A 12,973-nucleotide genomic window follows, 5' to 3' on the forward strand; every position below is an offset into this window, starting at 1 on the left:
ATGAGAAGTTTATCTATGTATATGAAGAACGAGAAGACTAGGGTAGCCCTCCTTTCATTATTAGCTTCATTATCGATAACCATAATGAATATTACTGCATGGCTCCTCACAAACTCCTTGGCCGTGCTTGCCGAGACAATGCATACATTCTTAGATATCTTAGTGACGACAATAACACTGGTCGCAGTTAGCGTTGGTTCTAAGCCACCTGATAGGGAACATCCCTTTGGCCATGGTAAGGCCGAGAGCATTGGTGGACTCTTTGGTTCCTTATTCATAATCATTGCTGGCATACTCATTGGCTATGAAAGTGCAGAACGTATAATAATGAGGATACCATTCAGCCCGGATATTATTGCAATCATTGTTATGTCCATGGCAATAATAATCGATGTAAATAGGTCAAGGGCATTAAGAAGAGTGGCAATAAAATGGAACAGTAGAGCTCTCGAGGCTGATTCCTATCACTTCATGAGTGATATTGCAATCTCTGCGTTGGTTGTGGTTCTCATGTCTGTTGGCCTAGTAATGGAAAGACTGAACGTTGGCTTGTTTGATAGGTGGGGTACCTTGCTTGATGCCATGGTTGCCTTTGGAATTGTCATTTACTTTTCAATAATTGGTATTCGCCTAATGAGGACATCAATAGATGAATTAATGGATAGGTCATCTGAGGAACTCATTGGGAGGATTACTAACATTACTAAGTCTGTACCTGGCGTTATATCCGTAAAGAATGTTAGGGCCAGGAGGGCAGGTTCCATGGCTCATATAGAGGTAACAATAGGCGTCTCTGATCACTTAAGTATTTCTAAGGCCCATGACATTGCTGATAATGTAGAATCCGCCATAAAACATGAAATCGGTTCATCAATTGTTATGGTTCATGTAGAACCTGAACTTCGTGAAAAGGTGGAAAAGGTGCTTGCTGGTGTTAGGGATCCATTAATAATTAATATTCATGAACTAAATATAATAGATTCTCCAAATAATGATGCTATAGTTAGTATGCACGTAGTTATTAAAAGTAATGCTAAGTTAAGCGATATTAGTAAGGTTATAAGTGAAATAGAGAGTAAGGTAAGGCAGGTAATACCCAATGCCAAGGTTTGGATTCACTTAGAGCCTGATAAGAAAATCATTAACATCAATGAAATAAGGAAGGTGGCTGAAAATATTAGTTCTAAGTATGGTGGTCGTGTAGGTGATGTTCGCATTATCGATATTGAGGGCGTAAGCATTATGCAGATACTTGTATATTTACCGCAGAGCATGAGCATCGTTGAGGCGCATGATGTGGCCACTGAGATAGAGGAAGAAATAGCTAAGATCTATAGTATGCCTCACCACGTTACTGTTTCGGTGCTGCCCGATACCAAAGCCTTATAACCCATTAGTTCCACAATGATTGTGATCAATAGTGCGCAGGGAATTAGTATTCACGTTTAATAATATAAATGAGGCATTAACATTCATGGAGATGATTACAAATAAGATTAAGAGCAAAGAGGTGCTTATTCGCTATGATACTGGTAGTGGGATTAGGGTCTGGGTCTCAATACAGGGCGAGCCCCATGAAGTTGAGCTTTATATCATGGAGATCAAGAGACTATATAATGATATTAAGTTAATGAGGGGTAAATTTGGTGTTCGCACTTATGATATATCCTTCATACTCAGTAAGGCAAGGCTTAGTGCTGCCATACCCATTGACCTAATCATTGATTTACTCCATATTAAGGGTATAAATGCGGAAATTGAGGGTTCTAGGATAAAGGTTGTGGGTGATGTCAAGCTTGAGAATTTAATTAGTACTGCTGAGGGAATCTCTAGGATTTATGATGAAATGATTGATATGGAAATATCAGCACAGGCAAAGAGAGTGATTGCACTTTACTCAATGCTATTGGGTAAGGATGTTAAGGACAGTATTAAGGAGTTACTTAATAATGGGTTATTATCTAAGTATGGAGACACAGAAATGCTTGTACTATCAATGGACTATAAACATGCCTTATCCAAACTCCAGGAAATGATAGAGAATGAGAGAAACACAAATTAAGGGTCTTATTTAATACTGGCATTACATAATGAGCGGTAATGAGTATTTCGAGGTTAAGGAACTGACTAAGCAAATAATTCAGCAGTACGTGATGAATCAATATCCCTGGGGAATAATAACAAGGCCATTAACACCAGTAGCATTAATGATATTATCAATAACATACATAATAACAATAACGACACTTATACTAAGCTTCATACAAATAGTAGTATTAGTGAGATATAGCATGGCGAGTTTAAGGTATGTTAAGACCTATAGAAGGAACAATTTAAGTATCAAAAATATACCAGTGCACAAATTACCCTTTGTATCTATATTAATACCTATAAAGAACGAGAACGTATTAACAATAAAAAGAAACCTAGAGAACATAGCATCACTTAATTATCCCAGGGAATTACTTGAAGTGCTATACATAAGTGATGACCCTGAATATTACGTAAATGGGCTCACTAAGATAATAGGCTCTATGATGCATAAGTTGGGCGTAAACGCTAGGATAATACGTAGGGTAAATAATACTGGTTATAAGGGCGGTGCCCTAAATTATGGGATTAAGCATGCTAAAGGTGATGTTATTGCTGTATTTGATGTTGATACAATAATGCCTAGTGATTACTTAATGAAGGCTGTGAATGCGTTATTGAACGGTTATGATGCGATCACTGCTGTGTGGAAGGGTTATTACACGGTTGATAATGTTATTTCAAGGCTTTTGAAGTTCATGTATGATGTCTATAATGAAGTTTTCATAAGAGGTAGGTTCCTTAGTGGTGGTTTCCCAGCCATAACCGGTAATAACTTAGTGATCTGGAGAAAGGTATTATATTCTGTTAACGGCTTTTGCGAATGCACTGGTGAGGATCTTGATCTTAGTATAAAGTTGAGGTCGAGAGGGTATAAAGTTGGGCTAATAGATTCTGATGTTTACTGTGAGGTACCATATACATACCCATCATTTAAGAAACAATTTAGCAGATGGTTATTTAATAGTATATGGAATATGAAACATAACCTGAGTTTACTAATTACGTCTAATAAGACCACATTTTGGGAGAAGATTGATGGCTTGCTTTGGATGCTACAGTTTCCAAGCATGTCCTTTGCTGCATTATCAATTTTAGTAACAGTAATACTCTCAATAATAGGCGTTTTGGTACCACCAATATCAATACTATTTCTCGAGGCCATAAACGCAATCATCGTAATACCGCTAACCATAATCCTATTACTAATTAGTAGGCGTGTAGGTTATGGAATGTGGGACTTCATAACAAATGCCGTAAGGTCGGTACTACTTACGATACTTATGTCATTCCCAATGCTTGCATACTCAATAGAGTCATTATTAATTGATGAGTGGGAGTGGGTACCAACACCTAAGGGACAGTTAACCCATAGTTATTCCTTCCTAAAGGATTTAATTCATGAGCTATCGATTATTCTAGTACTTATTGCAGTGATGATTATTCTGGTATTAAGTAACCAGGTATTAACAACACTATACATAGCAAGTATATTGGCTATTCTCCTATACGGGTTTAAGCTAATAATACCGCACAGGTACTAGTGAAAATCACAATAAGGTATATGAAATAAAAGGGTTCTAGCATTATCTCAATAGCATGGGCAATACGTATGATGCTATTATAGTTGGTGCTGGTCCTGCCGGTTCTATGGCTGCTTACGTAGCAGCAAGACTTGGATTAAGGGTATTAGTTATTGATAGATTTCGTTTTCCAAGAATGAAACCCTGTGGTGGCGGATTAACTCAGAAATCTGTAATTTTATTGAGGAGTTTCGGTATTGACTTAAACAATGTCATTAGGAATACATGTAATAGAGTGGTTATTATTAATAATGCAGGTTCCTTCATCATTACCGACAATGAACCAATAATAAGTGTAGTTTCCAGAGATGAATTCGATAATTATCTATTATCCAATGCCCTAGAGAAGGGTGCTGATTACGTTAATGATAGAATAATTGGGATTAATAATGGTAATGATTACGTTAGTGTTACGGGTATGAATAATTCATACATCGGCAAATACGTAATTGCAGCAGATGGTGTTAATTCCATAATTGCCAAGAGCCTTGGTAATAATATACGGAGAAATAACGCAATGGCGTTCATGACAATAGCACGTGGGAGCTACCATAATGATTTATGTATTATAGATATGACAAGAATGAAATGGGGTTATTCATGGGTATTTCCAAGAGGTGATAATGAATATGATGTTGGTATTGGCTCAATACGTTGGGCTAATTATAAAACCCAACTCATTAAGTACGTACATGATATAGGACTAAGAGAAGGTGCAGTACTTGGCCATCCCATCCCAATTAAGCCTCGTGAGAATATAATCTCCAAACGCATAGCCTTAATTGGTGATGCAGGTGGATTTGCCGACCCAACTACAGGCGAGGGCATTTTCTACGCCATGTATAGCGGTGCATTAGCAGCACTAGCACTAAGGTATTCAAGTAACCCTGCAGAATTTGCAAATAATTATTTGAGAAGTATCGAACCATTAATTAAGAACCTATCATTGGCTTATTACTTATCGTTAGGCGCTTATGGAGTTGATCATTTAGTAATGGGAAGACTAGGAATAAGTGCATTTTCCATGTCAAATACTAAGAAATTGATCAAGAGAATAATGAGGGGAAATATATGGTATTATCGAGTACCAGCATCCATTATTAAATTCTCCTTAATAAATGGCCCGAAAATAATACTTAGAAAGACATTACACGGATAATTTTAATAAAAACCCTTTATAGGGGGATTTCACTCCTCAGATTCTTCCTCAAATTCCTCGGTTCCGGCCTCCTCAGCACTTTCCTGAGACGCCTCAGCTCCTTCCTGTGTTATCTCAGCTACAGCGTACGATCTACCTACCCTAGTTATCTTAACCTTAACCTTATCCCCCGGTTTTGTATTAGGCACAAAGATCACGAAACCCTTCACCCTAGCTATACCATCGCCTCTCTTAGATGTCTCCACTATGCTTACCTCTATTACATCACCAACATTTACTGGCTTAGGACCTCTTGGACCTCTACCCCTACCTCTTTGGAAACTTCTCCTTCTTGGTCTCTCGGACTCGGACGTAGTAACCGCCTTACAACACTAATGGGGGGGAAACCCCTTTATAAATCATTCTGATACAATAATATTTAAATCACTCCCAAGTATAAGAACGCGTGTGATGACCACCTCTGATTAGGACTCATGACTGAGCCAAGCCCCAGACTGAGTAATTAATAATGAATAATTAAGGTAAGAAACAGTGTTAAACTGCGCGTATGGATACTACGAGGAAACATCAATAATACTGAGCGAGCCACCATCAATTAGCACCATGTGGGGCTTTGTACCATTATATGGACCGGCTCTCGAAGTGAATATTGTTAAGACCTTATTTCCATGGTTCCACTTGTAGCCTTGTGGTGTATATTCATGTCCTCGAATCACCATCTTTAATCCACTATTATTAAGGAAATTCTCTGTTAATACAGGCCCGAATACGTATGTTCCTGGGCCTCTAATAATGTTTTGTTCGTAATACTTAACATCATCAGATGGATCATTCCATAACAGTTGAAATGTTATTTCATTACTAGGTATTTCATCAGGCTTTGGAAGCTTGGCGATACTATCAATACTCACGTTATTTATTGGTAAACCCCCATGAACTAGGAAGTACTTATCATTGAGAACTGCTGAGATTGGCATTTGTGAGAATACGTCCTTTAGCCTATCATAAATGGAATCGCCATCCCTAGGACTAAACTTCCTTAGTAATTCCATGTAGAAGCCGTATTCATAATTAGTCAATGGCGATTCATGATTACCCCTTAATAGTATAGCCCTATGTTCAAGGAACAACTTTAATGCGAGGTATAGCGTCTCGATCTGGTGCTCGCCTCTATCTACATAATCTCCAAGCATTATGTATGTCCATTTATCTGGTGAGAACCTATCCATTACTCGTAATAATGTATCAAAATCGCCATGTAGATCACCAATAATTATGGCTTTACTCGTCGTAATCCTAAGTAACGACTCATGGGTACTGAATTCATCATATATTCTATTAAGATTTTCCTTAAGGAATTCCTTAATTACTAAAGGGTCCACGTATTAACATGAGTAATTATAAATTTAAATAAGTTATACCTGAATTCTAAGGATGCTTTCATTAACGTAATTATGGCTAAAATCAGTTGATAAGTTTTTAAATTTTAATTTCAATCATTAATAAAATGAATGCGCTTGAGATATTGGTGAGGATTAAGAAGATAGTTGGGGATATGGTTAAGGAGGCCTTCATAGTTAAGGCCATTAGAGAGAGTTCAATAATGTCATTAAGCACTGAGGATGTAATTAGCCTATATCCATATAATGCCTATGATTACCGAGTCGACGGGAAAAACCTGGATTATATAATTATGGAGGATTCAGTGGCACTCCTTGCTGACTTGGCAAAGATAAATAATTGGTCAATCGATAATATTAAATACGCGGAATTCAATGACTGCATATCAATAAGTGTTAATGAGGGTATACTCTCAGTGACTTGTAAGGATAAATCGATACGAGATGGCGAGAGGATAGCATATATTGATAAAACGTTAATGAGGAAGTATGGCATTGATATTAAGGTTAAGAATATCAATGGTGAAATGTTAATACCATTAGAGAAGATGTTTGAGAACCCAACAAGCATAGTTGTGGAGAGCCTAATAGCACTTCCTGTATACTTCGTAATAAATCCAACGCACCTAGGACTCGACATTATTGCGGATAGCTATATATACCTATTAACCAAGGGCTTGAATAGGGTGCCTACGAATACCGACGCTGCTGAGTACCTTATAAGTAATAATAAATTGAATGATAACTATATCAAGGCTTATGTATTAAAGGAAGACATTGAAACCTTAAGGGAGTATTTCGATATCAAGACTGATGAGAAAGGTGGCATGATTGAGTATTCAATAAATGGTGAACACGCACTCACATCATCAGTAATCCAGGGAAGCATTAATCCGGATCTCCTTAAAATATCCTGGATTGACCCAGAAATATTTAAGATTAATGGCATTGGTATAAATCTAATTGACCTAGGAAGCACAAACATACTTGATTGCTCTGAAATTCTTATCGAGAGAATGAAGGAGGAATTTCGTGGGATACTATAACACAACACTATTACTATCATTAAGAACCTTATCAACCACTGAATTCTCATTATTATCCCACTTCCTGAAATTCCTCAGAACCATGCCTGGAGTCTTCACAATGGGTTTAACATAACTAATACCTATTTTTTGGGCGAACATCTTTATGTCGTCATCACGATACTCAATAGCTATCCTTGACGCATTACGTAGAAACCTTACTAATGGTTCAAGTAATTCTAACTCATTGCCAACAAGCAAGGGTATCGTTAATGTGACGACTACCGTACCGTTAAAATCCAGGATCTTGTTAATGAATCCCTGGGCAATCCTAGGTACTGTGAATGCTGCATCAATATCATCAATAAGTAAGACCCTCGCATTTAGGTCATTATGGCAATCAACAAGTTTTATGGACCTAAGGCCAAGCTCATTATAGGCATTTACATAGGTTACAGGTATTCCTAACTTCCTTAACCTATTCATTATTGCTAATAATGCGGTGGTTTTACCACTGCCAGTCTCACCCATTATGATCAATGTCTTCTCATTACTCATTACCCTACCTACGGCCCAATTAATGACCTCCTTAATAGACGAACCAACGAGAGAATCTTCATCAACTTTCCCACAATTAATTACGTAATCATACATCAATTATCATTAAATCTACGAAATAAAATTACCATATACTTACAATAATTGATAATGCGTAGAAAATATGTAAGTAATATTGCTAGAGAACGAGGAACTAGGTTTTTAAGTACCGTGAACTCTCTATACGTGTCATTCATAGAATACAATGGCGTATTCTATAGGCTTCTACATCCAAGACCCACAATCCTACTGATTACGTTATGCCCAGGTGATAGGGTGAATATAATGCCCGCCAGCTGGAATTTACCAATATCAGAGGAACCGCCAACAATTGGGGTGGCTGTTTATAGGGAGACATTCACGTATCAATGCCTTAATTACCACCCTGAGGCCACGATTAATGTGCCAAGCATTAAGCATGTTGACTTAATTTATCAACTTGGTTCCGTCTCAGGTAGGGACGTGGATAAGATAAGAGAATTTAAGGTACAGTTAATACCGAGTGATATCGTTAAGGCACCAACCTGGAGGGATGCGATTGCCGCGTATGAGGTGAGGGTTATGAATAGGCTAGATGTTGGTGAAAGTACGCTCTTTGTCTTTGAAGTATTGAAAGTTAAAGTGAAAACTGGAATTGCTGATGAGTGGAGCATAGACTTCAGTAAGACAAACATACCACTCCATGGGGCTGGCAGGGTATTCCATAGGGTTGATCCAAGGAAGGTGTTTGCCAAGAAATCCCTTAAATAAAATGGCATTAACGTTATAGCGAATGTCACTTAAAATTGCGGTTGTTGGGTGTAGAGGATTTGGCAAGATCCACTTAAATGCACTATCAAAACTTCGTGATAAGTATGGGCTGGAGGTTTACGTGTTTAGTAGGACTGAGGAGTACGCGAGGGATTGCCATAGGGAGTATGACACCAGTGGCTACTTCATGAGGTATAGCGATGTATTGAGGTCTGACGTAGACGTAATAGACCTTGTGGTTAGTCATGACGCCCACATGCCCATGAGCATAGCGGCTCTCGAGGCTGGTAAGCACGTGATGCTTGAGAAGCCGATAACGAGGACGATCGAGGAGGCAGTAGGTATAATTAATGTTGCTAGGTCCAGTGGTAAGAAATTCATGGTTCTTGAGAATCATTATTTCGATCCGTCAGTATGGAAGGCCAAGGAACTTATGGGTAAGTTAGGTAAGATCTCGATGATTATTGTTAGGAAGCTTCAGTTTAATTCACCGGGTGGTTGGAGGAGAATTAGGAGGTTGATGGGTGGTGGTGCGCTTATTGACGGTGGTATTCACTATATTGATACCTTACTCAACCTTGGTGGTGATTATACCGAGGTTAAGTCAATATGCACACGCGGCTTTGCCGGGCTTGAGGGTGAAGACACCAGCGTATCAATATTTAAGTTTAAAAATGGTGCTGTGGGGACCTTGCTTTATTCCTGGTCATCGTCGGGTGGTGATAGGGCACCCGCTTTCGAGGTTTATGGTGAACGTGGCTTCATAATGGAGGACCCGGATAGTCGTGTTCCTGGTAAGCCATACGGTGGTTTAGTAATTAGTATTGATGAGAAGCGAGAGAAGGTCATTGTTGAGAAGGTAAATGCGATTGAGAGGGAGATTGAGCTCTTCATACAGTCAGTCATTAATAATGCCGACGTCCCAATGCCCCCTGAAATTGCACTACGTGATTTGAGAGCAGTATTGGATGCGTATAAGGACTGCGGAGAATTAGGTGTGAGCTCTCAGCCAGTTTAGTACGTCCTCATAAACCACATTCCTATTCAACTCATTTAGTATTTCGTGGTACATCCCATCATAGATCTTCATAGCCTTATCACTAACCCTCAATCTACTGAATACCTCCTGGGTGGCCCTTGGTGGTACTACCCTATCCTCACCTCCATGCATCATCATTATGGGTACCGATATGTTATCGATATACTTCCAAACGTTCCTTGATGCCCTGACAAGCTCATACAGGATCCTGGCGGTTGGCTTTTTAAAGACGAGGGGGTCACTTACGTATTCCTCAACGACCTTCTTATCATGAGTCAGGAACTCAGGGTTTATCGGTAGGTTTAGTCTATACCTTGGTGATAACGCATTGAGTAGTGATAGCATGAACCAGGAACCAGCGCTAACATTGACTATTGCAGCGGCTCCGCTTGTCACCGCTGCGCGAATTCCCTTACCAATCCTACCTAAGTAGTGAAGCACTATTAAGCCACCCATTGAATGCCCAAGTAGGAATGCCGAGTTGAAGCCCGTCCTCTTGAGCATTAACTCTATGAATTCCTCCAGGTCATTTAGAAATAGGTCGAAGCTATCCACGTAACCAAGGTCCTTGGGACTTGCCGTTAATCCATGACCCCTCAGGTCCTGCATGCACAGTGAGTACCCATTGCTTGATAGGTAATTACCGAAGTCATTATACCTACTGCTGTGCTCTGCGAAGCCGTGAACCCCAATCACGAGACCCAGCGGTTTATCCGCTAACCAACACCTATAATACGCATTAATGCCCGTGCTCAGTGAAATCCTATCCTCAATCCTCTGAGTCATGAATATAGCCTATATTACCTGCTTTTAAGTTTACGAAATACATAAACTACTTACCTCAATAGGCATTCTATAAATCCATGAATAGTATCCTCAGAAATCCTCTTAACCAATGAGTCGATGTTTACAAACCTGCTCATCATCTGAAGTAACCTGCCCAGGCTTGCAGTGGCGTCCCAATCGATTCGAGAATCATTACCTGACCCACTAATCCTTATAGTCAACAATATACTTATTGCGCTACCCGCGGCCCTACCATCAACCCTATACCTAACCTCGTTACCTGACTGATTAATTAATTCAATGGTTGCGTCCGTGGTTATCCTCCTCAACTCGGCAATGGGGACCTCATTACCCAGGTCAACCCTAAACCTGGCCTTAACCCTATCCTTACTAAGCACCTCATAATTAATGATGTTAGGTATACAGGTTATTGCCCTAGGCAAATCAGTTATGAAGTTTAGGACTTCATTTGGTGACTTACTTACTGTAAATGAACCACTATAATGTAACTCGCTCGACATCAGGACCACCCAATCAATAACCTACTCCTATGGGCAATGTGTTGGAGTATTAACGATAATGACACTATTAAGCCCCTCTCCTCATCAACGCTTCCCCTAAATGACTTGATAATTGAAACCACCTCCTGATCCAAATCCTTAATATCAATGCTTAAGTTGGATCCAAACAATGTGTAATCCCTAGTTCTTGATGCCTTATTAATACCCAGTACCCTGGAAACCTCGTCAGCAAGTTTCTCACCAACCAACCTACCCGTTGTGAACTTACCACCGATGACCGAGACAAGGTTCCCTGGCTTATCATGCCTCACAACCATGAAGTCCCTGGTGGCCTCCCTCCCAGTAGCCCCAGGTATACTTATTAACGGCCTAACAGATGCATAGGCCCTAACAATGGGTTCCCTCGTTAATGCAGGAACCATTTGAGAACCCTCTGACGTTAGAAAATCAATGTCATCCTTAGCTATTGTTAGGTTGTCTGGATCCTCTATGATTACTGCCGTGGTTCCCATAATCGATACCGAACCATACGGCACTAGTATGTCACCATCTGATGGAGGTCTCATCCTATTAATGACCCTCCTCGTCAATCTATGCCTATAAACCACCATAACGCCCATCGTGGGCATTATATCAACGTTTATACCAGCCATACCAGCAACACGCCCAGCCCAGGGACCAGCCGCATTAACAAAAACCCTTGCATCAACATGCTTAACATCACCCTTAACATTATCCTTAACCCTCACATTCGTTATCTCATTACCGTTAATATCGAAGCCCACGACCTCAGCACCCTGAATTATCAATGTACCTTCAATGTACGCCGATATAGCCGCACTCATTAGTAATTCCCTCGCATAGACTACCTTATCAGGAACCTCAATCACCGCCTTAACCTCAGGGTTCAGGTTAGGCTCCTCCCTAATCGCTTCCTTAACGTCAACAATCTTATAATCAATATTAGCCCTCCTCAAACCACTGATGAATTCGTCCTGGAAATCCAGGTCATCCTTAGTAATTGCCACGAAGTAACCACCAGCATCATCAACCACGTGAGGCGCTATCCTGGCAATGACCCTATTCTCCTCCGCACACTCAACCGCAGCCTTAGGATCAGTAACCACGTACCTAGCACCACTATGTAGTAAACCATGCATCCTACCCGACGTCCCACCACCAATGATCCCCCTCTCAAGCAACACCACCTTAAGTCCCCTAAGGGCTAAGTCCAATGCCGTGAATACACCATTAACTCCACCACCGATTACGGCTACGTCAAACTCCATTGTTAAATCACCTTACCAACTCTAACAACGCGCAAAATCCTGTCCGGGTAATTACTCGTAATATCATCGACACCCATATTAACGAGACGCCTTGCCTCCTCCTCATCATTCACAGTCCAGGCGCCAACCTTTAGACCAAGCCTATGCGCTAACTCAATACCCTTCTCATCAATTAAGTCATGAGATGCATGTAGCCATTGTGCATTTAATTTCCTAGCAATGTCAATGAACCAAGTAATCCTACCAATAAATATTATACCAATCTCTATGTCCTTATCAATAGACCTAACATTGTTTAAGGCATCAAAGTCAAAGGAAATAACCTGGGCATCCACACCATACTTCCTAATTAACTCAACGACCTTCCTCTCAATGCCAGGGTAATAATCGCTACCACGCTTAATCTCAACCTTATACTTAACCCTCCTACCAAACTCCCTAAATACCTCCTCAAGTGTTGGAATAGTAACACCACGCCACTTACCACCAAACCTGGCACTGGCGTCGAGCTTCTTAATCTCAGCCAAGGTTAAGTCCTTAACATAACCACTTCCATTTGTCGTCCTATCAACCGTGAAGTCATGAATGACAACAACCTCTCCATCCCTAGTCATGTGAATATCGAGCTCAACACCATCAACGCCCATGTCAATGGCCATCCTAAACGAGGACAATGTATTCTCAGGTGCATAACCCATGGCGCCCCTATGTCCAAAGACTAAAACCATAGTCT

13 protein-coding genes and 1 pseudogene are annotated in these 12,973 nt (G+C 40.2%); 7 read left to right on the plus strand and 7 right to left on the minus strand.

The window, feature by feature from the left end:
• From VMUT_RS00535 to VMUT_RS00550, 4 genes are read left to right on the plus strand one after another with little or no spacing between them, the layout of a single operon-like run.
• On the plus strand, positions 1-1,389 hold the full coding sequence (locus VMUT_RS00535) for a cation diffusion facilitator family transporter (protein WP_237699675.1): 1,389 nt from the start codon (positions 1-3) through the stop codon (positions 1,387-1,389).
• A gap of 31 nt (positions 1,390-1,420) precedes the next feature.
• Positions 1,421-2,062, plus strand: a complete 642-nt coding sequence (locus VMUT_RS00540; RefSeq protein ID WP_013603485.1) for a DUF2067 family protein — start codon at positions 1,421-1,423, stop codon at positions 2,060-2,062.
• Positions 2,063-2,090: 28 nt separating this feature from the next.
• The gene (locus tag VMUT_RS00545; protein ID WP_013603486.1) at positions 2,091-3,635 is read left to right on the plus strand and encodes a glycosyltransferase family 2 protein; all 1,545 of its coding nucleotides are present in this window, start codon (positions 2,091-2,093) and stop codon (positions 3,633-3,635) included.
• Positions 3,636-3,690: 55 nt separating this feature from the next.
• Positions 3,691-4,833, plus strand: a complete 1,143-nt coding sequence (locus VMUT_RS00550) for a geranylgeranyl reductase family protein (RefSeq protein ID WP_013603487.1) — start codon at positions 3,691-3,693, stop codon at positions 4,831-4,833.
• Between the two features lie 29 nt (positions 4,834-4,862).
• Here VMUT_RS00550 and VMUT_RS13060 read toward each other — a convergent pair.
• Together VMUT_RS13060 and VMUT_RS00560 are read right to left on the minus strand one after the other, a co-directional pair.
• Positions 4,863-5,099, minus strand: a pseudogene (locus VMUT_RS13060) (TRAM domain-containing protein); the annotation flags it as partial.
• Between the two features lie 288 nt (positions 5,100-5,387).
• Positions 5,388-6,215, minus strand: coding sequence for a metallophosphoesterase (locus tag VMUT_RS00560; RefSeq protein ID WP_013603489.1), 828 nt, complete (start codon positions 6,213-6,215; stop codon positions 5,388-5,390).
• Positions 6,216-6,340: 125 nt separating this feature from the next.
• On the opposite strand from VMUT_RS00560, the gene VMUT_RS00565 reads away from it, so the two are divergent.
• Positions 6,341-7,279 carry a hypothetical protein gene (locus VMUT_RS00565; RefSeq protein ID WP_013603490.1) on the plus strand — a complete coding sequence of 313 codons (939 nt, stop codon included), beginning with the start codon at positions 6,341-6,343 and terminating at the stop codon, positions 7,277-7,279.
• On the opposite strand, the gene VMUT_RS00570 is transcribed toward VMUT_RS00565, so the two are convergent.
• A complete protein-coding gene (locus VMUT_RS00570; protein WP_013603491.1) occupies positions 7,274-7,912 on the minus strand; it encodes an ATP-binding protein in 639 nt (212 codons plus the stop codon). The two genes, VMUT_RS00565 and VMUT_RS00570, sit on opposite strands and share 6 nt — an antisense overlap.
• A 54-nt stretch (positions 7,913-7,966) precedes the next feature.
• Here VMUT_RS00570 and VMUT_RS00575 point away from each other — a divergent pair, with 54 nt between their 5' ends.
• Positions 7,967-8,605, plus strand: a complete 639-nt coding sequence (locus VMUT_RS00575) for a flavin reductase family protein (RefSeq protein ID WP_013603492.1) — start codon at positions 7,967-7,969, stop codon at positions 8,603-8,605.
• A gap of 22 nt (positions 8,606-8,627) precedes the next feature.
• Entirely contained in the window at positions 8,628-9,623 is a 996-nt protein-coding gene (locus VMUT_RS00580; RefSeq protein ID WP_013603493.1) for a Gfo/Idh/MocA family protein, read from the plus strand.
• Here VMUT_RS00580 and VMUT_RS00585 read toward each other — a convergent pair.
• The 4 genes from VMUT_RS00585 to VMUT_RS00600 are packed head-to-tail and all read right to left on the minus strand — an operon-like array spanning position 9,597 to position 12,968.
• Positions 9,597-10,430 (minus strand): alpha/beta hydrolase, encoded by an 834-nt coding sequence (locus VMUT_RS00585; protein ID WP_048056773.1) that lies wholly within the window; start codon positions 10,428-10,430, stop codon positions 9,597-9,599. The two genes, VMUT_RS00580 and VMUT_RS00585, sit on opposite strands and share 27 nt — an antisense overlap.
• A 50-nt stretch (positions 10,431-10,480) precedes the next feature.
• Positions 10,481-10,951 (minus strand): SRPBCC domain-containing protein, encoded by a 471-nt coding sequence (locus VMUT_RS00590; RefSeq protein WP_013603494.1) that lies wholly within the window; start codon positions 10,949-10,951, stop codon positions 10,481-10,483.
• Positions 10,951-12,240: an FAD-dependent oxidoreductase gene (locus tag VMUT_RS00595; protein WP_013603495.1), complete on the minus strand. Its 1,290-nt coding sequence runs from the start codon at positions 12,238-12,240 to the stop codon at positions 10,951-10,953. Before VMUT_RS00595 ends, VMUT_RS00590 begins: the two co-directional genes overlap by 1 nt.
• Positions 12,241-12,242: 2 nt before the next feature.
• Complete coding sequence (locus VMUT_RS00600) at positions 12,243-12,968, minus strand: glycerophosphodiester phosphodiesterase (protein ID WP_013603496.1); 726 nt, start codon at positions 12,966-12,968, stop codon at positions 12,243-12,245.
• Positions 12,969-12,973: the final 5 nt, after the last annotated feature.

The organism is Vulcanisaeta moutnovskia 768-28, assembly GCF_000190315.1.
Taxonomy (GTDB): domain Archaea; phylum Thermoproteota; class Thermoprotei; order Thermoproteales; family Thermocladiaceae; genus Vulcanisaeta; species Vulcanisaeta moutnovskia.